The sequence below is a fragment of the Streptomyces sp. NPDC030183 genome (genome assembly GCF_055573455.1).
The window spans coordinates 1-21,104 of the sequence record NZ_JBVIBK010000051.1; the positions used below are offsets into that span (position 1 = coordinate 1).

General features: G+C 71.0%; 19 protein-coding genes. 8 read left to right on the top strand and 11 right to left on the bottom strand.

What is annotated here, in order from left to right:
• Positions 1–187: 187 nt before the first annotated feature.
• Positions 188–823 carry an HAD family acid phosphatase gene (locus ACZ4Z2_RS36170; RefSeq protein WP_468081923.1) on the bottom strand — a complete coding sequence of 212 codons (636 nt, stop codon included), beginning with the start codon at positions 821–823 and terminating at the stop codon, positions 188–190.
• Positions 824–1,085: 262 nt separating this feature from the next.
• Here ACZ4Z2_RS36170 and ACZ4Z2_RS36175 point away from each other — a divergent pair, with 262 nt between their 5' ends.
• Together ACZ4Z2_RS36175 and ACZ4Z2_RS36180 are read left to right on the top strand one after the other, a co-directional pair.
• Entirely contained in the window at positions 1,086–1,922 is an 837-nt protein-coding gene (locus ACZ4Z2_RS36175; protein WP_468081925.1) for an SAM-dependent methyltransferase, read from the top strand.
• Positions 1,923–2,087: 165 nt separating this feature from the next.
• Positions 2,088–3,461 (top strand): S1 family peptidase, encoded by a 1,374-nt coding sequence (locus tag ACZ4Z2_RS36180; protein WP_468081926.1) that lies wholly within the window; start codon positions 2,088–2,090, stop codon positions 3,459–3,461.
• A gap of 43 nt (positions 3,462–3,504) precedes the next feature.
• Here ACZ4Z2_RS36180 and ACZ4Z2_RS36185 read toward each other — a convergent pair whose 3' ends face one another.
• Both ACZ4Z2_RS36185 and ACZ4Z2_RS36190 read right to left on the bottom strand, forming a co-directional pair.
• A complete protein-coding gene (locus tag ACZ4Z2_RS36185) occupies positions 3,505–3,675 on the bottom strand; it encodes a hypothetical protein (protein ID WP_180303857.1) in 171 nt (56 codons plus the stop codon).
• A gap of 60 nt (positions 3,676–3,735) precedes the next feature.
• On the bottom strand, positions 3,736–4,926 hold the full coding sequence (locus ACZ4Z2_RS36190) for an ROK family protein (protein WP_468081928.1): 1,191 nt from the start codon (positions 4,924–4,926) through the stop codon (positions 3,736–3,738).
• Between the two features lie 171 nt (positions 4,927–5,097).
• Here ACZ4Z2_RS36190 and ACZ4Z2_RS36195 point away from each other — a divergent pair, with 171 nt between their 5' ends.
• From ACZ4Z2_RS36195 to ACZ4Z2_RS36210, 4 genes are read left to right on the top strand one after another with little or no spacing between them, the layout of a single operon-like run.
• A complete protein-coding gene (locus ACZ4Z2_RS36195; protein ID WP_468081929.1) occupies positions 5,098–6,009 on the top strand; it encodes a carbohydrate ABC transporter permease in 912 nt (303 codons plus the stop codon).
• Between the two features lie 18 nt (positions 6,010–6,027).
• Complete coding sequence (locus ACZ4Z2_RS36200; RefSeq protein ID WP_468081930.1) at positions 6,028–6,975, top strand: carbohydrate ABC transporter permease; 948 nt, start codon at positions 6,028–6,030, stop codon at positions 6,973–6,975.
• Positions 6,976–6,985: 10 nt separating this feature from the next.
• Entirely contained in the window at positions 6,986–8,329 is a 1,344-nt protein-coding gene (locus tag ACZ4Z2_RS36205) for an ABC transporter substrate-binding protein (RefSeq protein ID WP_468081932.1), read from the top strand.
• A gap of 26 nt (positions 8,330–8,355) precedes the next feature.
• A complete protein-coding gene (locus ACZ4Z2_RS36210) occupies positions 8,356–9,558 on the top strand; it encodes a Gfo/Idh/MocA family protein (RefSeq protein WP_468081934.1) in 1,203 nt (400 codons plus the stop codon).
• 39 nt (positions 9,559–9,597) lie between these two features.
• Here ACZ4Z2_RS36210 and ACZ4Z2_RS36215 read toward each other — a convergent pair whose 3' ends face one another.
• Positions 9,598–10,293, bottom strand: coding sequence for a L,D-transpeptidase family protein (locus ACZ4Z2_RS36215; protein ID WP_468081935.1), 696 nt, complete (start codon positions 10,291–10,293; stop codon positions 9,598–9,600).
• Between the two features lie 134 nt (positions 10,294–10,427).
• On the opposite strand from ACZ4Z2_RS36215, the gene ACZ4Z2_RS36220 reads away from it, so the two are divergent.
• Complete coding sequence (locus ACZ4Z2_RS36220) at positions 10,428–10,913, top strand: carboxymuconolactone decarboxylase family protein (RefSeq protein WP_468081936.1); 486 nt, start codon at positions 10,428–10,430, stop codon at positions 10,911–10,913.
• A gap of 103 nt (positions 10,914–11,016) precedes the next feature.
• On the opposite strand, the gene ACZ4Z2_RS36225 is transcribed toward ACZ4Z2_RS36220, so the two are convergent.
• The 6 genes from ACZ4Z2_RS36225 to ACZ4Z2_RS36250 form a co-directional block, all read right to left on the bottom strand.
• Positions 11,017–11,811, bottom strand: a complete 795-nt coding sequence (locus tag ACZ4Z2_RS36225) for an aminotransferase class IV (RefSeq protein WP_468081959.1) — start codon at positions 11,809–11,811, stop codon at positions 11,017–11,019.
• A gap of 28 nt (positions 11,812–11,839) precedes the next feature.
• Entirely contained in the window at positions 11,840–13,024 is a 1,185-nt protein-coding gene (locus ACZ4Z2_RS36230) for an FAD-dependent oxidoreductase (RefSeq protein ID WP_468081937.1), read from the bottom strand.
• Positions 13,021–14,610 (bottom strand): class I adenylate-forming enzyme family protein, encoded by a 1,590-nt coding sequence (locus ACZ4Z2_RS36235; RefSeq protein ID WP_468081939.1) that lies wholly within the window; start codon positions 14,608–14,610, stop codon positions 13,021–13,023. Before ACZ4Z2_RS36235 ends, ACZ4Z2_RS36230 begins: the two co-directional genes overlap by 4 nt.
• A gap of 78 nt (positions 14,611–14,688) precedes the next feature.
• Positions 14,689–16,314: an AMP-binding protein gene (locus ACZ4Z2_RS36240; RefSeq protein WP_468081941.1), complete on the bottom strand. Its 1,626-nt coding sequence runs from the start codon at positions 16,312–16,314 to the stop codon at positions 14,689–14,691.
• The gene (pabB, locus tag ACZ4Z2_RS36245) at positions 16,311–18,533 is read right to left on the bottom strand and encodes an aminodeoxychorismate synthase component I (RefSeq protein ID WP_468081942.1); all 2,223 of its coding nucleotides are present in this window, start codon (positions 18,531–18,533) and stop codon (positions 16,311–16,313) included. Before pabB ends, ACZ4Z2_RS36240 begins: the two co-directional genes overlap by 4 nt.
• On the bottom strand, positions 18,505–19,152 hold the full coding sequence (locus tag ACZ4Z2_RS36250) for a hypothetical protein (RefSeq protein WP_468081943.1): 648 nt from the start codon (positions 19,150–19,152) through the stop codon (positions 18,505–18,507). Before ACZ4Z2_RS36250 ends, pabB begins: the two co-directional genes overlap by 29 nt.
• Positions 19,153–19,591: 439 nt before the next feature.
• On the opposite strand from ACZ4Z2_RS36250, the gene ACZ4Z2_RS36255 reads away from it, so the two are divergent.
• Positions 19,592–20,134 (top strand): hypothetical protein, encoded by a 543-nt coding sequence (locus tag ACZ4Z2_RS36255; RefSeq protein WP_468081945.1) that lies wholly within the window; start codon positions 19,592–19,594, stop codon positions 20,132–20,134.
• On the opposite strand, the gene ACZ4Z2_RS36260 is transcribed toward ACZ4Z2_RS36255, so the two are convergent.
• A complete protein-coding gene (locus ACZ4Z2_RS36260) occupies positions 20,125–21,039 on the bottom strand; it encodes an SDR family oxidoreductase (RefSeq protein ID WP_468081946.1) in 915 nt (304 codons plus the stop codon). The two genes, ACZ4Z2_RS36255 and ACZ4Z2_RS36260, sit on opposite strands and share 10 nt — an antisense overlap.
• Between the last annotated feature and the right edge of the window lie 65 nt (positions 21,040–21,104).

A 21,104-nucleotide genomic window follows, 5' to 3' on the forward strand; every position in this document is an offset into this window, starting at 1 on the left:
CGGCTGGCTGCACACCTACAATCACCACCGCGGACACACCGCGCTGAAGGGCCAACCACCCGCCAGCCGCGTCCCCAACCTCTCAGGGCAATACATCTAGGGCCCGTCAGAAGGGCCCCGGGGGTACGGCCGCCGGTGCGGACCGGCGGCCGTGTCTCGATGAGCGGCTCGCGAGGACGTCGTGGTGTCAGTCGAGCAGGCCGTCGTAGTCCGGGAGCTTGAACGTGCGCTCGGCGTGGCCGCCGACGAGGTCGGTGGTGTTGTTGCCGACGTTTGCGATGATCGTGTAGCCGTCCGACTCGATGTCCGCGCGCGAGGCGGTCTTGTAGGCGGAGACCTCCGCGAACAGGTCGGGCAGGTCACGGACGTAGAGGCCGTCGACGGGGTAGCCGACCGACTTCAGGTTCCACTCGGTGATGCTCTCGATGATGCCCGGGCGGGCGGTCACGAAGAAGACGGAGACGCCGCGGGACTTGGCGTACTGGGCCAGCTGGAGGGAGGGCTTCAGCGCCGGGGTGGGCAGCTTGTACCAGGGCGTGTAGTGCGTCTCCAGCGTGGTGTTGTCGATGTCGAAGACGATGGCGAGCTTGCGCCCGGCCGTGTTCGCGGTGCGCTGCTGGACATAGGGCGTCGCCGTGTCGATGACGGCCTTCACGTCCTTCTGCCAGGTGCCGTAGTCGACTTCGGCGGCCGCGGTCGCGCTCACCGCGGCCCGGCTCGGGGCGGCGGCCGCCGGCACCGCGGCGGTCACCGAACCGCCCAGACCCAGGACGGCCACCGCGGCGACCGTCGTGACGCGGCGTCCCACACCGCTAGCTGTCATGTTCGTCCCCTTCGCATGTGAAAGCGGCGAGGTCGTTCGAACCGTCGCCGCACTCGTCATGGTCATGCCCGTCAGTGGCCGGGAGACTACCCGAGAGTTACTGATTGGTAGAGGGGTCGCGACGATCAAAAAACGGCGGGCCGGGGGCGATGACGGCATCCTGTCGATGTGAAGATCGCAGAAGTCTCGGCAAAGCCCAACCAACGGGTCTACATTGCCCGTTGACTCTGCTTCCGCCACAGAAGATCCAGGAGCTGATGCCGTGACGGAGAACCCGGCAGCCTCGGACTTCCCCTCCTCGTCGCTGAACAGCCGTATCGTCACCACCCGGCCGGTCGCGGCGCGGATCTGGAACTACTGGCTCGGCGGCAGGGACTACTACGAGGTCGACCGGAAAGCCGGGGACGAGATCAGCCGGATGCACCCGAGCATCCATGACTACGCCCGCGCGGACCGGCAGTTCCTGGGGCGGGCCGTGCGCCATCTGGCCGCCGACGTCGGCATCCGGCAGTTCCTGGACATCGGCGCGGGCCTGCCGACCGCGGAGAACACCCATGAGGTCGCCCAGCGGATCGCGCCGGACGCGCGGGTCGTCTACGTCGACAACGACCCGCTGGTCCTGGTGCACGCCCGCGCGCTGCTGACCAGTTCGCCCGAGGGCCGCACGGACCACGTCGACGAGGATGTGCGCAACGTCGACTCGGTCCTCGAACACACCGCGCGGACGCTGGACCTGAGCCGGCCGGTCGCGCTGATGCTCCTCGACGTGATGGCGTTCATCGGCGACGACGAGGACCCGTACGGCATCGTGCGCCGTCTGATGGACGCCCTGCCCACGGGCAGCCATCTGGTGCTGTCGCACACCATCACCGGGCCGGGCTGGGCCGACGTCGACACCGCGGCGGCCTGGTGGAACGTGCACGGCACCCCGCGGCTGAACCAGCGCCGCCCGGAGGCGGTGGCCCGCTTCTTCGACGGTCTGGACCTCCTCGAACCGGGCGTGGTGTCGTGCACCCGCTGGCGCCCGGAGCCCAACGGCGACGACGGGGAACCGGAGGAAGTCGCCATGTACTGCGGTGTGGCCAGGAAGCCCGGATGACGATCGACCGGGTCGGCCTCCGACCGGGGTGAACCGGAGACCGGGCCATGTCGACGCCGACCGGTGAACACGCGCCCTTCACCGCACGTATGGAAGAAGGGCGCTCAAGGACCGGACGCCCTCGCGGCGTTGGCGCCGTGTCGTACGGGGTTCGGGAGCCAGGTAATGAGGCACGCACGACGACGAGTCGTGAAGCGAGTGGCACGGCTTGCGGCCGTGGGAGGACTGCTCTGCGGGGGCCTGATGGTCACGCAGGCGGCGATGGCGACCGAATCCACCCCCTCCCCGCCCGCGACGCGCAGTTCGGTGCTGGCGGCCTCCGGTACGGGGACGGGTCTGGTGAGCAGGCTCGGCTCCTCCCGTACGGCGGGCACCTGGATCGCCGACGACGGGCGACCGGTCGTCGCGGTCACCGACGAGGAGGCGGCGGCCGAGGTGAAGAAGGCGGGCGCCCGCCCCAAGATGGTCGAGTACAGCGGTGAGGAGCTGAAGTCCGCGACCGAGGCCCTGCGGTCGGCGCCCCGCGTCCCCGGCACGTCCTGGGCCGTCGACCCGGCGTCCAACGAGGTCGTGGTGCGCGCCGACAGCACGGTCTCCAAGAAGGAGTGGGCCGGGCTGACGGACCTCGCCGAGGAGATCGGCGGCTCGGTGCGGATGGAGCGCACCAAGGGCGCGTACACGATGCGACTCAACGGCGCGCAGCCGATCTTCGGTACGGGCGGCCGCTGTTCGATCGGCTTCAACGTGACCGACGGGGAGAACACGTTCATGCTGACCGCCGGGCACTGCGGTCCGACGGGCTCGGTGTGGTTCTCCGACAACCAGGGCCGGGAGGAGATCGGCCGGACCGTCGAGTCGAGCTTCCCCGGCAACGACTTCTCGCTCGTGCGGTACCTCAAGGACGCGCCGAGCAACGCGAGCAATGTCGTCGCCGTCGGTGACGGGCGCGGGGTGCGGATCACGGGGATCGGTGACGCGGCGGTCGGTCAGCGGGTGTTCCGCAGCGGCAGCACGAGCGGATTCCGCAACGGTGAGGTGACCGGCCTCGACGCGACGGTCAACTATCCCGAGGGCACGGTCTCCGGGCTCATCGAGACCACGGTGTGCGCGGAGCCCGGCGACAGCGGGGGTCCGCTCTTCTCGGAGGGCGTGGCCCTCGGCGTCACCTCGGGCGGCAACGGTGACTGCACGCAGGGCGGGACGACCTTCTTCCAGCCGCTGGGGGACGCCCTGGACGAGTTGGACGTCCAGCTGGCGGGTGTTCCCCAGGCCCAGGCGACCGCCGGTGCCGACGCTCCCTCCGACGACGCGGAGCAGGGCGCGGCCGCGCCGGGGGCCGTGGAGCCGGGGGCGGTGGGGCCGGTGGACGCCTCCGGCGCCGCGTCGGATCTGATCGACCGCCTCGCCGACCCGCGCAATGTGGGTCCTGGCCTTCTGGTCGTCGCCGGGAGCATGGTCGCTCTGGCCGCGACCCGCTTCATCCGGACGGAACAGGACCGGCAGGCATACCGCCGCCAGTATTCGCAGACGTGGGGCTGAGCGCCCCGTCACGATCAGCCACGAGTCAGCCGCGGCCGGGGAGCTACTGGGCCGCGGCCCACTCGAGGACGAGGCGCTCGTACTCGCCGCGCTGCTCCGTGTTCAATGTCCCGCCGCTCCGGAACCACAGGGCCCGGATCTCCTCGTTGACCTCGGCGGCCGTTCGTACCGGTCTTTCCGCTCTTTCCAGGACGACATCAGGGGTAGTGGACATGCTGTAAACCCTATGTCGTCGAACGTGAAGCCCGTGTGAGTAAAGGTCCCACTTCGGACATTACGGACCGTGAAGCTGATCACTCTGCGTCGAGGATTCGGCGGCCCCGAGTACCAGGACCTGGATGGCGAGCACGGCGGCGCCGCGGGCCCAGTCGTGGAAGTCGGAGACCTTGGTCTCCAGCGGGACGGGTGCGGCCAGGGGGTGCCGGTTCGCGCGGACGGCGTCGTCCACCGACCGCCCCGCCACCTCCATCAGCCCGACACCTTCCCCGGCGAGCAGGATCTTCTGCGGCATGACGAAGTTGGCGATCTGGGCCACGAGCGTGCCGAGCGCACGGCCGGCCTCGCCGATGACGCGCGCGCACATCGGATCGCCGTCCGCGGCCCGCGCGAGGATCTCCTCGTACGCCACCTCGCGCCCGGTCGCCGCCTGGACCTGGTAGCGGATGGCCGGGATGGTGAGCATCGAGACGGCGCTGCCGCGCTCCCCGTTCGGGGTGAGCGGGCCGGCGGGGTCCACGATCCAGTGGCGTCCGAAGCCCCGGTCCTCCTCGGCGCAGGGGACCCGTCTGCCGCCCAGGACGAGTCCGTAGCCGAGGCCCGCGCCGATGGTGAGGACGACGAAGCGGTCGAGTCCGCGGCCGGCGCCGAACCAGGTCTCGGCCTCGACGAGTGCGGCCACGTCGTTCTCCACCACCACGGGCAGTCCGGTGCGCTCCTCGACGAGGCCGGCCAGCGGGACGTCGCGCCACAGCAGGAAGGGTGACTCGCCGACCACGGCCCGGTGCTCGACGAGTCCGCCGACACCGATGCCGATGCCCGCGAGCGAGGGGTGGCGGCCGGCGAGTTCACCCGCCATCTCGGCGAGCAGATCGGCGACCCGCTCGGGCTCGTGCGAGGTGAGCGGGCGGTCGTGGCGGTCGACGATGTCGCTCCTGAGGGTGGTGACCACGCCGTAGACCATGTCGTCGGTGATCTTGAAGCCGAGGAAGGTGCGGGACTCGGCGACGATGTCCAGCGGCTGGGAGGGGCGCCCCTGCCGGGTCTCGGGGAGCGCGGCGCCCTCGGCGGTCTCGACGAGGAGGCCCGACTCGATCAGCGGTTTGGTCAGCCGGGTGAGGCTGCCCGCGGACAGGCCGAGACGCCGGGCGAGGTCGGTGCGCGAGAGCGGGCCGTGCACGAGCACCTCGATCGCCACGGCGCGCTCCCCGGCGCTGAGTGGCAGCCAACTGGCAGCGAGAGCGGTCATGGAGGTCACACTCCCACAAGAGATTTCTTTTATGACGGAAGCAATGCGACCACTCTAGGACCATGACCGCAGGCTTCAGAAGATGTCGGCCCACCTCTTGACGTCAGAATATTTTCGCGACGAAAGTAAGTGGCGAACGTTGAGGCCGAGCCGCCGACGAGGGAGCCTCCGATGACCGTCGCCTCCAGCAGCCCGCCGTCCCCCACGAGAGCGCGTACCCGGGGCGACGGCCCGATCGCGGCCCTGTTCATCGCCCCGGCGATGCTGGGCTTCCTGGTGTTCCTGCTCTGGCCCACCCTCCGGGGCGTCTATCTGAGCTTCACCCGCTTCAACCTGCTCACCCCGCCAGAGTGGGTGGGCCTCGACAACTACGTCCGTATGGTCAACGACCCCATCTTCTGGGACTCGTTGACGGTCACGGTCGAGTACGTCGTCATCAACATCGGGGTGCAGACCGTCGCGGCGCTCGCCATGGCCGTGCTGCTCCAGCGGCTCACCCAGTCCGCCGTCCTGCGCGGGATCGTGCTCACCCCGTATCTGATGTCCAACGTCGTCGCCGGACTGGTCTGGCTGTGGATCCTCGACACCCAGCTCGGCATCGGCAACGAGATCATCGGCGGCCTCGGCGCCGACCGCATCCCCTTCCTCGCCGACGAGACCTGGGCCGTTCCCACCATCGCCCTGATCAATGTGTGGCGGCACGTGGGCTACACCGCCCTGCTGATCTTCGCCGGTCTCCAGGCCATCCCGAACGACGTGTACGAGGCGGCGAAGGTGGACGGCGCGAGCGAGTGGCGCATGTTCTGGCGGATCACCATGCCGCTGCTGCGCCCGGTGCTCGCGGTCGTGCTGATCATGACCGTGATCGGTTCGTTCCAGGTCTTCGACACCGTGGCGGTGACCACGGCGGGCGGCCCCGCGAACGCGACGAACGTACTCCAGTACTACATCTACGGCTCCGCCTTCGGCCGTTTCCAGTTCGGCTACGCCTCGGCCATGTCCGTCGCCCTGCTGGTCGTGCTCAGCGCGATCACCATCCTGCAGTACCGGCTCACCCGGGCCGGCCGAAGCGACCTCGGCTGACGGAAGGGAGACACCGACATGGCCACCGTGACCACTCCATCGCCCCCGGCCCCGGCATCGACGCGGGCTCCGGCCGCCCGCCCGCCCGGGCGCCGCTTCCCCGCCGGACGGGTCGCCGCCTGGACCGTGATGGGCCTGATCGTCCTCATCACCCTGCTGCCGTTCTACTGGATCCTGCGCACCGCGCTGTCCAGCAACGCCGGGCTCAACGCCGACCCCGCCGACCCGTTCCCGGTGGATCTCACCACCAGCGGCTTCGAGCGGGCCCTCGGCCTCCAGTCGGCCGAGGAGGCCGTCGCCCAGGGCGGGGCGGGCGGCGGGCTCGACTTCTGGCGTTACCTGCTCAACTCGGTGATCGTCTCCACCCTGATCACCGGCTGCCAGATCTTCTTCTCGGCGATGGCCGCGTACGCCTTCGCCCGGCTGCGCTGGCGGGGCCGGGACCAGGTGTTCGGGCTGTTCCTGGCCGGGCTGATGGTGCCGACCATCTTCACACTGCTGCCGAACTTCGTGCTCATCAAGGAGCTCCACCTGGTGGACTCACTGCTCGGCATCGCACTGCCCAGCCTCTTCATGACGCCGTTCGCGGTCTTCTTCCTGCGCCAGTTCTTCATGAACATCCCGCGCGAGGTGGAGGAGGCCGCGCTGCTCGACGGCGCCGGGAAGATCAAGATCTTCTTCCGGGTGGTCCTGCCGATGGCGTCCACGCCGGTCATCACACTGTCCGTACTGACGTACATCACCGCCTGGAACGACTACTTCTGGCCGCTGATGGTCTCCTACAGCGACAGTTCGCGCGTCCTGACCGTCGCGTTGGCGATCTTCCGGGCGCAGACCCCGGCCACCGGTGTCGACTGGTCGGGGCTCACGGCCGCGACGCTGATCGCCGCACTGCCGATGCTGGTGCTCTTCGGCTGCTTCGCCCGCCGCATCGTCAGCTCCATCGGCTTCACCGGGATCAAGTGAGGAGACTGTGATGCGACTTCGTACGCTGACCGCGCTGGCCGGCGCGCTGGCGCTGTCCCTGGTGACCGGCTGCGCGCAGGGCGGCGGCACCGGCGCCTCCTCGAACACGGTGACGTACTGGCTGTGGGACGCCAACCAACTGCCCGCCTACCAGGCGTGCGCGAAGGGGTTCGAGAAGGAGAACCCCGGACTCGACGTGCGGATCACGCAGTTGGGCTGGTCCGACTACTGGACCAAGCTCACCGCGGGATTCATCGCGGGCACACAGCCCGATGTGTTCACCGACCACATCCAGAACTTCGGCCAGTTCGCCGATCTGAAGGTCCTCGAACCGCTCGACGACCTGGGCATCGAGGACTCCGACTACCAGCCCGGGCTCGCCGCCAACTGGGTCGGCAAGGACGGCCACCGCTACGGCGCCCCCAAGGACTGGGACACCGTCGCCCTGTTCTACAACTCCGAGATGACCGACGAAGCCGGGCTCAGCGCCGAGGAGTTGAACAACCTCTCGTGGAATCCCGAGGACGGCGGCACCTTCGAGAAGGCCATCGCCCACCTCACGATCGACCGCAAGGGCAAGCGGGGCGACGAACCGGGCTTCGACAAGAACGACGTCGAGGTGTACGGCCTGGCCACGGGCGGTGGCGGCTACGGCGACGGCCAGACCCAGTGGAGCACCTTCGCCGCCTCCGCCGGGTGGAACTATCTCGACAAGGCGCGCTGGGGCACGGAGTACCAGTACGACAGCAGGACCTTCCAGTCCGTGATCCGGTGGTACTTCGGCCTGGCGGAGAAGGGCTACATGCCGCCCCTGTCGGACTACAACGTCCAGTCCAACCAGCAGAACACCCAGATCGCCGCGGGCAAGGCCGCCACCGCGTTCGACGGGGCCTGGATGATCTCCACCTACGCGGGCTTCAAGGGCAAGGCCATCCGGACCGCCCTGACGCCGGCCGGTCCGACCGGCAAGCGGGCCACCATGATGAACGGCCTCGCCGACTCCATCACCAAGGCGTCCAGGAACAAGGAGGGCGCCCGCAAGTGGGTGTCCTATCTGGCCTCGGACAAGTGCCAGAAGGTCGTCGGCCGGTACGGCGTCGTCTTCCCGGCCACCCCGGCCGGTACCGAGGCCGCCGTGGCCGCGTACCGGAAGAAGGGCATCGACGTGTCGTCGTTCACGCGGCCCGTGGCCGACAAGAAGCACTTCCGGACGTTCTCGTACCCGATCGCCAGCTACTCGGCCGACATGACGGCGCTGATGCAGCCCGCCATGGAGGACATCTACGGCAACGGCAAGCCGGTGAGCAGCCTCGACGAGACCAACGACCAGATCAACCGCATCCTCGCGCAGTGACCTCCCGATCCACGAAGGGCTCTTCCATGACGTTCTCCCTCGGCATCGTGGGCGCAGGCCAGTTCTCCGGCCAGTTCGCCACGCTGTTCCAGGCCCACCCCGGCGTCGGCGACGTGTACGTCACCGACCTGCTGCCCGAGCGTGCCGAGCGACTGGTCGCCGCCCAGGGGCTGGCCGGCACCTTCCCCTCGTACGAGGCGATGCTGGAGTCGAGGGCCGTCGACGCGGTCGCGATCTTCACCCAGCGCTGGACGCACGGGCCGCTGGTCCTCCAGGGCCTGGGCGCCGGCAAGCACGTGTACTCCGCGGTGCCCATGGCGATCACCACGGAGGAGATCGCGGCGATCATCGACGCGGTCCGGGCGACCGGGCTGACGTACATGATGGGCGAGACCAGCCAGTACAACCCGGCGACCGTGCACGCCCGCAACCAGATCGCCGAGGGGGCCTTCGGTCGGCTCTTCTACGCCGAGGGCGACTACGTCCACGACATGGACCTCGGGTTCTACGAGGCGTACCAGTACAGCGGCGGCGAGAACTGGAAGCGGACCGCCAGCTATCCCCCGCTGCTGTACCCGACGCACTCGGTGGGCGGGGTGCTGGGCGCCTGGCAGACACACGCGGTGAGCGTCTCCGCGATCGGTGTCGTCGACGGGCGCGGGGACGGGGTGTTCGACAAGGACGTCAGCCAGTTCGGCAACGACTTCTCCAACGCCACCGCCCTGTTCGAGGTCGCGGGCGGCGGTTCGTTCCGTACCAACGAGTTCCGGCGGGTGGGCTACCCGTCGCACATACGGGAGTCCCGTTTCCGGTTCTTCGGGACGGAGGCGAGCATGGAGCAGCTCGCCACGGTGGCGCTGTGGCAGGACAAGAAGGGGGTGAAGGACATCAGCGAACTGCTCGAACCCAAGCCGACGCTGTCGCCCGACGATCCGTCCCTCCAGCACATCGCGCCGGAACTGCGGGCCGCGTTCACCTCCGGTTCGGCGCCGGTGCACGACCGGTCGCGGCTGCCCCGGGTCTTCGACAACATGCACAACGGTCACGAGGGCAGCCACCACTTCCTGGTGGACGACTTCGTGACCGCCGTGAACTCCCGCACCCTGCCGTCGGTCAACGCGTGGGTGGCGGCCCGTTACACCCTGCCGGGGATCGTCGCGCACGAGTCCGCGCGGCAGGGTGGGGTGCGGCTGGAGATCCCGGACTTCGGGGACGCGCCCGAGGCGTGACGCGCACGGCGGTCCGTGGGCCGGGCTCCTGGCGGTGCGTCAGGTGCCCGGCTTGCGGCCGTACACGTAGACGTCGTCGCCGTTCTTCAGCAGCGACCAGTACTTCTTGGCGTCGGCCTTCGTCAGATTGACGCAGCCGCGGGAGCCGGGCGGGTTCCACATGCTGACGGCGGCGGCGTGGAACGCCTGCCCGCCGTCGAAGAACTGGCTGTACGGCATCGGCACGTGGTAGATCGACGACACGTGGTCGATGTGCCGCCAGTAGATCTTCTTCAGACCGGTACGGGTCTCGTAGCCGTCGCGGCCGGTGCGGACGGGCACGGGCCCGTACACGAGCTTGCTGCCGTCCTGGATCCAGCTGAGCTGGAGCGTCAGGTCGACGCAGGCGATGCGGCCCTTGTTGACCGGGCACTTGCCGGCCTTGTTCGGGTTCTTGCCGACGGCCTTCTGCTTGTTCATCAGGTCCATCACGCCCCAGGTGACGGAGCCGGCGTAGCCGATGTTGGGGGTGATGCCGTGCTTGGTCTGGAACGCCTTGATGGCCTGGCAGTCGGCGGCCGACTGCCGCCCGTCGACCGGTCGGCCGAGGAACTTCTCGACCTGCTTCTGGTACGGCCCGGTCGATGTCGTGCAACTCGCCGCCTGCGCGGGCGTCGTGCCCAGTGCGAGCGTGAGCGGTGCCAGCAGTCCGGTGACGGTCAGTGCGACGGCGCCTCTTCTTCCTATGTCCCCCATGGCGGGCCTTTCCCTTTCACGCGTTTTGTAGGTTCTGTGGAGGTAGACAGCCGGCGCGGCTCGACGGTTGTGGCGTGGCCCGCTTCGAGACGAAACAGTTACACGGCGAGTTATTCGCATATAGAGTTCTCCCCATGAGCAACAGCGATTCCATATCTCGCGTGGCCCTCAAGAAAATCACCCCGGATGCGTCCGCGGCAATGGGCTCCCTGCACTCCGCCGCTGTTTCCGCGGCGCGGGACGCGAAGGTCGAGCCCGAGATCCTCGAACTGATTCGCATTCGCGCCTCCCAGATCAACGGCTGTGCCTTCTGTCTGGACATGCACACCAAGGACGCCCGCGCCCAGGGCGAGACCGAGCAGCGGATCTACGCGCTGAACGCATGGCGCGAGACGCCCTTCTTCACCGCCCGGGAGCGGGCCGCGCTGGCCCTGACCGAGGCCGTGACCTCGGTGAACGACGGACATGTGCCCGACGCCGTCTACGCGGCCGCGGCCGAGGTGTTCGACGACGAGCAACTCGCGGCACTGATCTGGGCCGCCACCGTGATCAATGCCTACAACCGGATCGCGATCGCGACCCGGATGGCCCCCGGCGCCTATCAGCCGGTGCGGAAGTGAAATTTCACAACTGGTGCGCCGACCAGTGCGCCCCGGTAGTGCGTGCTTGAATGCGCCGGGCCGTTTCCATTCGGCCCGGCGCTTGCCTCTGCTCCGGTGTTCCCTATGTTTCCGGCAATGGCTCCATAATGCTGTCCAGCCATTTCCGCCATTTCGGAGCGTGGACCGCCCGGCCGGCGGTCATGGGTCTGCCGGTCCAGGCGGCGACGGGGCGGATCCCGTGCAGGGCGTTCACCAGCCACACCTCGCGGCCGTCCAGGTCGGCCAGGGAGCGCTCGCGGTGGGCGACGCGGACCCCGGTGCGGGCCGCCCGCTCCAGGACGAGCGCCATGGTCACCCCGGGCAGGACGGGCAGCCGGGGCGGCGGCAGGCAGAGGGTGTCGTCCTCCCACCACAGCACAGTGGAGTTGGCCGCCTCCAGGACCAGGCCGGACGGGGCGATCAGGACGGCCTCGTCGGCCTGCGCGCCGGAGGCCCGGCCGCGCACCCGGGCGAGGGCGTCCAGGTCGGGTCCCTTGCGGCGGGGCACGGTGCGCGGGTCGGGCTGCCCGGCCGCCCACACCCGCACCTCGGCACCGAGGGGCGGGGCGGGCCGCAGCAGCAGACGCAACTCCAGTGATCCTGCGGCGAGTTCCACTCGGGGGAACCACTCCCCCGTGCGCGGCAGGGCGGCCGTCATGTCCGTCCAGAAGTCGACCACCCGGCGCGGCGGCGGTGCCCCGCACTCGCCGCAGGACCGCAGGAACCGCTCCCGGTGCCGGTCGAGACCACGCACCCGCCCGTCGCGCACCAACCAGGAGTCCGCGACGAGAAGACGTCCGCCCTGGGGCGGGCCGGGGGTCAGACCGTGCTCGGGGGACCAGGTCGACAGACCTTCCGCGAGGGCCGGTTGTGTCACTCGGTACTCCTGTTCGTTCATGCCCGGTTCAGTACTTGCGGCCCGCGACGGCCGGGGCGCCGTGACGGGGGCCGTACGGCGCGTGCTCCAGCCAGGCGCCGCACCGGGGGACGACGGGGGCGAGGGCCGCCGCCGCGCGCTGTTTGACGCGGACGATACGGCGGCGGGGCCGCAGATGGTCCAGCGCGGTGCCGGCGGCGGCGCTGTTGAAGAGGCCCGCGGCGCGCCGTACCTCGGCGAACCCGGCGACGGCCTCGGGAGTGCCGTCGGCGATCGCCCGGGCGGCGGCGGCCGCGTCCGCGATCCCGCTGTTCATGCCGCGCGCCCCGAACGGCGGGAAGAGGTGGGCGGCCTCACCGGCGAGCAGCACCCGGCGGTGCGGGTCGGTGAAGTCGGCGGCGACCTTGCGCAGGAAGCGGTAGGTGGACACCCACAGGACGCGGTCGGCGTGACCGTCGCCGACGACCTCGGGCAGCCAGCGCCGTACGGCCTCCTCGGTGCCGTACTCCTCGGTCGTGTCGTCGTCCCGGCACTGCAGGTCGAGTTGGAAGCCGCCGGTGAACGGCACGCGCATGACGCTGCGGTGGCCGAGCGCCGGGTGCTCGTAGTGGAAGACCCGCTCCAGGGGCAGTTCGGCGCCGGGGATGTCGGCGACGTCGACGACGACGTGGAAGCCCTCGCCGTGCGTGCCCTCCAGGGCGATGCCGAGTTCGCGCCGTACGGCGGAGCGGGCGCCGTCGGCGGCGACGGCGTGGGTGCCGGCCCAGGTGCGGCCGTCGGCGTCGGTGAGCCGCACCCCGGCCGGGTCGGTGTGCACGCCGGTGATCCGCGTATCCCACACGAACTCCACTCCGGCGTCCTCGCAGGCGGCGCGCAGGAAGCGCTCGGTGTCGGCCTGGCGGAGGCTGGTGAAGGGCGGGGGGCCGGTGGGCGTCGGGAAGGTGCGCGCGTAGACCTCGCGGCCCCGGTAGAGGGTGCGTCGGGTGTGCCAGGTGCGGCCGTACGCGGTGATCCTCGACGCCAGTCCGGGACGCATCCCCTCCAGCAGCTCCAACGTCTCGCGGTGGACGAACAGGGCCCGGCTGCCGCGGCGTTCGCGGCCCTCGGGGTCGGCTTCGATCAGGACCACGGGGAGGCCGCGGGCGCGCAGGGCGAGGGCGGCGGAGAGACCGACCGGGCCGGCGCCCACGACGAGTACCGGGGGCGTCGTCATGTGCGGGCGCCCTCGGTGAGCATGCGGGTGATCTCGACCCGCTTGACCTTCCACGTGGCGGTCATGGGCAGGTCCTGGAACCGCCACTGCCTCGGCTCCGCCATGGCCGGCAGGTCCGCGGTGGCCTCCCGCCAGCGCACCGGGTCCAGGGGAAGCTCGCCGCGTACGCAGACCACGGGGACGGGTTCGCGGTCGGTGCCGGGGACGATGACGACCTCGCGCAGCTCCTCCAGACGGGACATCAGGGTGTCCTCGACCTCCAGGTTGCTGTGGACGGAGTCGATCTGGTCGATCTCCCGGTCGATGAGGTGCAGGGCGCCCCAGCGGCTCTGGTAGCCCATGTCGCCCATCTGCCACCAGCCGCCGTCGAGTTGGCGCAGATAGCGGTCGCGGGCGCCGAGGTAGGTGAGGATGCGGCCGCGGGTGCGGGCCTCGATGCGGCCGGGTGTGCCGGGGGCGACCCGGCGGCCCGTCTCGTCGGTGACCCGGACGCGGGTGAAACCGGGGATGCCGATGCCGACCCGGCGGCCGTCCGCGCGGGCGGCGCTGCGGCGGGTGAACCACTGGAAGGCGACCGGGCCCGTCTCGCTCTGCCCGTACAGCTGGATCAGCCACGGGGTGCGCCGCCGGGACGCGTCGAGCAGCCGCCGCACCGTCCTCGGGTGGATGGCGTCGAAGGTGGAGCCGTAGGAGCGGACGCGGGACAGCGGGGCGCCGGGCGCGTCGGCCAGTTCCTCCCACAGGACGAAGGTGTTGGGGTGCGTCTCGACGATGCCGGGGCGGTGGCGGGCGAGCAGCGGGCCCACGTTCGCCGGCTCGGGGTCGACGACGAGGACGAGCGGGCTGCCGAAGTGCAGCAGGACGCCGAGCAGATGGTAGAAGCGCGAGTGCGCGAACGACATGTGCAGCGCGGCGGTCTCGCCCCGGGTGGGCCAGCCCATGGCCTTCTGCGGGACGAGCCGGTTCCACATGGTGTGGGGGCAGTGCACGGCGAGCTTGGGGACGCCGGTCGTGCCGGAGCTGTGGGTGATCAGGGAGGGCTCGCGGGGATGGAGGCGTACGGCGGCGGGGGTCGCCGCGCCCGCGTACTTCTCCAGCGGTTCGGCTCCCGGGGCGTCGTCCACGGACAGTGCGCGCCGGACGGCGCCGGTGAGGTCGGCGTCCCGCAGCGGGCCGTCGAGTGTGGCCCGGTCGGTGATCAGCCAGGGCCGGTGGAGGCGTGCGAGGAGCTGTCCGACGACGGGGCCCGCGAGACCGGGCGACAGCAGCACGGGGACGGCGCCGATACGGGAGACCGCGCAGGTCAGCAGGACGATGTCGACGTTGTCCGCCTTGTGGACGACGACCTGCTCGGAGGGGCGTACGCCCGCTTCCCAGAGGCGGCCGGAGAGTTCGTCGACGAGGTCGGCGAGGGTGGCGTACGTGAGGTCGGTCCCGGCGGCGGGGGCGACGTCGAGGGGCCGGTCGAGGGTGACGAAGACCGGCCCGTGGCGGTCGGCGGCCTCCCTGAGCATCGAGCCCAGGTAGAAGCCGCGCCTGGCCGGTACGGGCGACGCGCTCGGCCCGGCATGCTGCTGGTGTCGCATGGTGCCCAACCTTTCTGCGGGGGCTGGTGCGGGGACGGGGGCTGCTGCGGGGACGCGGGCCGGCGGGCCGGCCATGGCTCACCACGCCCCTCGGCGGACGAGGTGCCGACGGAGCTTGCCGGTCGCGGTGCGGGGCAGGGTGGGCACGAAGCTCACGCCGCGGGGGACCTTGTAGGCGGCGAGGTTGTCGCGGGCCATGCAGACGAGTTCGGCCTCCAGCCCGACCGCGATGGGCGGGACGGGCACGACGAAGGCCCGCAGACGGCTCGCGCCCCGTTCGTCGGTGACGGCGACGACGGCGACGTCCCGCACCGCCGGGTGGGTCCGCAGCAGGTCCTCCACCTCCAGCGGGGAGACGGTGATGCCGCCGACCATCTCCATGTCGTCGGCGCGGCCCAGGTGCCGGTAGGTGCCGTCGGGTTCGCGGCGGGCCCGGTCCCGGGTGCCCAGCCAGCCGCCGGCCAGGGCCCGTTCGGTCTCCTCGGGCCGGTTGAGGTAGCCGGGCGTCACCGTAGGGCCGCGCACCCACAGTTCGCCGGTCTCGCCGTCCGGCACGGGGTTCCCGGCGCGGTCCCGCAGTTCGATCTCGAAGCCGGGGACGGGGCGGCCGACGGTGCCGGGGTGGTTGTGGTCGAAGCCGTTGGCGCAGAAGGCGTGTCCCGCCTCGGTGGAGCCGATCTGCTCCAGGACGGGCGCCCCCAGCAGTTCGGTGACATGTTTCCCGAGGCCGACGGGCATGCCCTCGCCGGCGGAGACCGCCGCGCGGACCGAGGCGAAACAGTTCTCGTGGCCGTCGGCCAGGTCGGTGACGAGGGCGGCGTACGCCGACGGCACCGAGTACAGCAGGGTCACCCGGTGGCGGGCGACCAGCTCGTCCACGACCGCGGGGGTGGGCCGGCGGTCGGTGAGGACCGCGCTGGAGCCGGAGAAGAGGGGGAAGACGAAGGCGTTGCCGAAGCCGTAGGCGAAGTAGAGCCGGGAGACGGAGAGGGCGACGTCGTCGGGGGTGACGCGCAGGACCCGGCGGCCGATGAGGTCGTGGTAGGTCCTCGGGTCGCCGTGGACGTGGACGACGCCCTTGGGGCGGCCCGTGGTGCCGGACGTGTACTGGATGTAGAGCGGGGTCCGGGCGTCCGCCGGGTGCGCCGTGCGCATGGGCCGCGCCGTCGCGGCCAGCGCGGTCAGCTGGTCGGAGCCGAGGCGCGGCGCTCGGGGGGCCGCGGCGGGCGGGGTCGTGCGGGCCGGGGGGGTGCGGTCCAGGCCGGGTCCCGTCACCCACAGCGCGGCCTCGGCGTCGTCCGCCATGAACCGCAGGTCGGGCGGCGGGAGTTCGGGGTTGGCCAAGACCGCGACCGCGCCCAGTCGGGCGAGTGCGAGGAAGGTGGTGACCCAGGCGAGGGAGTCGGGCAGGGCCAGCAGGACGCGGTCGCCGGGGCGCACCCCGTGGTCGTGCAGCACGGTGGCCGTGCGGGCCGCCAGGTCGTGGATCTCACCGTGCGAGTGGGCCCGGTGGCCCTGGTGGAAGGCCGGCCGGTCCCTCCAGCCGCGGCGGTCGGCGAGGGCGGCCAGGTGGGCGGCGAGGTTTCCGGGGGCGTCGGCGTCGGCCTGCGCGGCCGCCGAGGGGGCCGAGGCGGCGGAGGCGGCGCGCTGGGCGGGGATGCCGGCGACGGTCCCGGTCGGCGAGGGGTGCGGTGTCGTCGTCATCGGGCGGTCTCCTCGGTGACGGCGGGAGCGGAGGCGTGTTCGCGGTGGGCCCGCATGAGTGCCGCGGTCTTCAGGAGCATCTCGTCGTACTCGGCGGCGGGGTCGGAGTCGAGGACGATCGCGCCGCCGGCGCCCAGGTGCATGCGTCCGCCCTGGAACACGGCGGTGCGGATGACGATGTTGAGGTCGGCTCCGCCCCCGCAGCCGAGGTAGCCGAGGGCACCCGAGTACACGCCCCTCGCCTCGGTCTCCAGGGTGTCGATGATCTCCATCGTGCGCAGTTTGGGCGCCCCGGTCATGGAGCCCCCCGGGAAGCAGGCCCGGACGCAGTCCACGGCGTCGGTGCCCTCGCGCAGCCGCCCCTCGACGGTGGAGACGAGCTGGTGCACGGTGGCGTACGTCTCGGTGGCCATGAGGCGGGGGACGCGTACCGTGCCGGTCCGTGAGACCCGGCCGAGGTCGTTGCGGAGCAGGTCGACGATCATCAGGTTCTCGGCGCGGGTCTTGGCGTCCGCGGCGAGCCGGTCCCGCAGCCGGTCGTCCTCCTCCGGTGTGGCGCCTCGTGGGGCGGTGCCCTTGATGGGTTTGGCCTCGGCGACGCCGTCGCGGGTGATCCGCAGGAAGCGTTCGGGCGAGGAGCCCGCGATGTCGAGGTCGCCGAACCTCAGGAAAGCGGCGTACGGGGCGGGGTTGACACGGCGCAGCGCCCGGTAGAAGTCGTAGGGGTCGTACGGGGCCGGTAAACGGACGGCGTTGGTCAGACAGACCTCGTAGCTGGTGCCCGCGCGCAGTTCCGCCTTGCAGGCGTCGATGTCGGCGAGGTAGGTGGCGCGGTCGCGGACGAGCCAGGGTTCGGCGGCGCGCGGGTACGGCGCGGACGACCGCGGGGGCGGGGTGGGGCGGGCGGCGATGAAGGTCAGCTGGGCGAGGGCCGTGTCGAGCCAGTCGCCCGCCTCACGGGCGGCGGCGGGGGTGTCCTCGGCGAGGCAGAGGGCGTAGGTGTGGCCCTCCTGGTGGTCGACGGCGATCAGCCGGTCCGCGAACAGCCAGCAGGCGTCGGGAGTGTCGGCGGTGTGGCGGTTCGGGGAGCCGCCGTCGGCCTTGAGTTCGTAGCCGAAGTAGCCGACGTAGCCGCCGGTGAAGTCGAAGGGGAGGCCGGTGGCGTCGACCTTGCGGCTCGCCAGCTGCCGTTTGAGGTAGTCGTAGACGCTCGCGCGGACCCGGCGGGTGGGCCGTCCCTCGCGCTCGATCTCGCAGACGCCGCTGTCGACGTCGTAGCGGACGAGCTCGGCGAGGGGGCCGGTGCCGTCGCCGAAGAACGAGAACCGGGACAGGCCCTCCTCGACGCGGGAGCTGTCCAGCCAGAAGGCGCGCGACGCGTCGGCGTGCATCCGGGTGAAGGCGGCCTCGGCGTCGACGGCGGTGGCGATACGGCGGGTGTGCAGCCGGTACGCGGGGCCGGGGGCGCGGCGGGGGCGGGGGATGGCGCCGGACAGGGGGGTGACGGCGGTGCTCGCCGTGCGGGCCGGCGGGATGACCGGCGCGGTGGTCGCCGTACGGGCCCGGGGGGTGACCGGGGCGGTGCTCCCCGGCGGGGCGGGGAGAGGGCCGTGGGAGCTTCTCGTAGGGGGGCCGCCGGCTCGTTCCGCGGTGAGGTCGCGGAAGTTCTCCAGCAGGCGGTGGCCGTGGTCGGTGAGGACGGACTCCGGATGGAACTGCACGCCCCACAGCGGCCGTTCGCGGTGGCGCAGGCCCATGAGGACGCCGTCCTCGGACCAGGCGGTGGCCTCCAGGGCCGGCGGGAGCGGTTCGCGCACGGACAGCGAGTGGTAGCGGACGACGGTGAAGTTCTGCGGCAGTCCGCGGAACAGGTCACGGCCGTCGTGCCGGACCGTGGAGAGATGTCCGTGGCGGGGCCACGGGGCGGGCTCGACGTCGGCCCGCTCCCCCGCCGCGATGCCCTGGTGGCCCAGGCAGACGCCCAGGACGGGGATCGCGGCCTCGGCGATGACGCGCGCGGCGATGCCGAGGTCACGGGGCTGCGAAGGGTGGCCGGGCCCGGGCGACACCACGACGTTGTCGAACTCCCGCAGTTCCGGGATGCCGTCGGGCGAGGCGTCGTTCAGCACGACCACCGGCTCCTCGCCGTTGACCTCGGCGATCAGCTGGAACAGGTTGTACGTGTACGAGTCATAATTGTCGATGAGCAAGGTCTTCAACCCGCTCACCCCCCTCTGATCGTTCCCGGACCTGGGCAGTCCGACGTTTGTGCCGGCCGCGCAGCGCCTGCAGCGGCGGGTACAGCCATTTCTTGAGCGATCGCTGGAGTCTCGGCATGAGAATCCAGGTGACGATGGCCGTCACGGACAGACACAGCAGAAGTGTTCGGAACAGTGGATTGAGATCGGCGAGATAAGGGAGCACCAGCATGTTGAACAAGAGCACGGGCGGGAACACCGCGCTCATATTCACCAGCCAGAGTTTCCATTTCGGGGGCGGACGCGGGGCGGACGGCGCCGGCTCCCGGGCGGTCTGCGAGTCGAACCACGCCTTGGAGCCCGTCACGCTCCGGCGCCCGGTCTCCTGGGCCAGCCCTTCGGCGCGTGCCGCCCATTCGGCTCTGGCCAGGGAGTTCTCCCAGGTCCTGGCCGAATCCTCCGTGGCGAAGCGGTAGACCACATGCCATTCCGCCTCTCCGTCGACCAGTACGCCACCCCCCAGAAAGCCCGGCCGGCACGCGCTCGCGCGCAGCGCGGCCCACCCCCACGAGTGGAAGTCGGCCTCACGCCCCGGCACCACGTGATACGCCACGGTGACGGTAACGGGATTCCTGCTCACGCCATCGAGTACGTGAAGAACTGACGCCCCGTTCAAATATTCAACGAACTTTTCAAGCTGTCCGGATCGTTCGCGTATGACGCTCTTTCAGCCGCCTTGCAGTCGTCTGTAGGGGGGTACGTCGGGGCAACTTTCAGCAATTCCGGCAAGCGCGAGAAACGCAGGAAATAAAAGGGGGAAGGGAAAGGGCGCGCACCGCGTGCCGCCGTCCGCCGCCCCTACGCGTCGTCCCCGTGATCCGGGCGGCGTCCTCGGAGGCCAGGAACGCGACGGCGTGCGCGACGGCCGCCTCGGCGGAGTCCCGGTCGCCGACGTCGCAGCGTCGAGCAGCACGCCGTACCCCGCAAAGCGTCCCGTCGTCTCCGTACGGCGGAACGTACTGCGCGACCGATCACCCCGGCAGAAGCGACGCGATCTTGCTCTCGGCTACGGTGCGGCCATGTCAATCTTCATCCAGCAACTCCCGGCCCTGCTCGGCGTGGTGATCGGCGCGCTCGGCTCGTATCTCGTCGTCGTGCGCGGTGACGAGGCCCGCTTCCGTCGTGAGCAGGCCGCGCGGTGGGAGGAGCGCCGCCTCACGGTGTACGCGGACTGGGCCCGGTCCTTGAAACAGTCCGTCACCCTGGCCTACCGGGTCGCCTCCCACCTCGGTGACGATCCGCATCCCCACCCGCTGTCCCCGGAGGAGGCCGCGCCGCTCCAGGCGGAGGCGACCGTCGCCCGTGACCCGGCCGGTGAGGCGCTTCTCCTCCTCGGCAGTCCGGAGGTGGTGGAGAAGGCTCGGGCGTGGGTCGTGGTCGTGCTGGAGATGGAGGAGTTCCTGCGGGCCGGGACCCGTGACCCCGGCGCCTGGCAGGTCCTGCTGGACCGTCAGCGCGCCGGGCGTGAAGGCTACTACGCCGCCGTACGGCAGGATCTGGCGCTGGAGCCGGGGCACCCGGCGCGCTGGCAGGTGCAGTCGCTGGGCGGGGGTCAGCGGTAGCCGGTGGTGTCGGCCGGCTTGTTCGCGTCCTGGACCTCGACGAGGTAGCGCCAGGCGTCCGGGCGGCTGCCGTCCAGGTCGGTGAAGCCGTAGACCTGTGCGAGGCCGCCGCTGGAGAGGGACGCGCCGTTGTGGCGGGCGACGTCCGGGTCGGCGGCGAGTGCGGCGACGGCCCGGCCGACGTAGCGCGGGGTCTCGGAGATCGCGAAGTGGGGGACGCTGGCCAGCGCGTCGCGCCAGTTGTCCTCGGTCACGCCGTACGTGTCGAGCATGATCTCCGAGCGCAGCCAGCCCGGGGTGAGGGCGACGGCCGTGGCGCCGCGCGGGCCGAGTTCATGGCCGAGGGCGAACGCCATGCGCAGGACGGCGGACTTGGCGAGGTCGTAGAAGAAGGAGACACGGTAGGTGTCGCGGTTGTAGTCGGCGGTTCCGTCGGTCATCTCGACGACCAGGCCGCCGGGGTGGCGCAGCATCAGGGGCAGCGCGTGGTGGCTGGTGATCGCGTGGGTCTCCACGGCCAGCCGCAGCAGCCGCAGACCGTCGTCGAGGTCGTGCTCCCAGAGCGGGGCGTCCCACGCGAAGAGCTTCTCGCCGCCCCAGATGTCGTTCACCAGGACGTCGAGTCGGCCCTGCTCCTTGTCGATCCGGCCCACCAGGGCCTTCACCTGGTCCGGTTCGAGGTGGTCCGTGGGGACGGCGATGCCGCGTCCGCCCGCCTCGGTGACCAGGTCGGCCGTGTCCTCGAGCGTCTCCGGACGGTCGTACTCCGACCGCCGCTGCCGTGTGCTGCGCCCCGTCACGTAGACGGTGGCCCCGGCCGCCCCCAGTTCGACCGCGATGCCGCGCCCCGCTCCGCGGGTCGCCCCCGCCACCAGCGCGACCTTTCCGTCCAACGGCTTCACCATGCCCGACCTCCCGTGTGCGTACGACTGTCACCTTGACCGACGCCGGGTGCGTCCCGGCGTCCTCG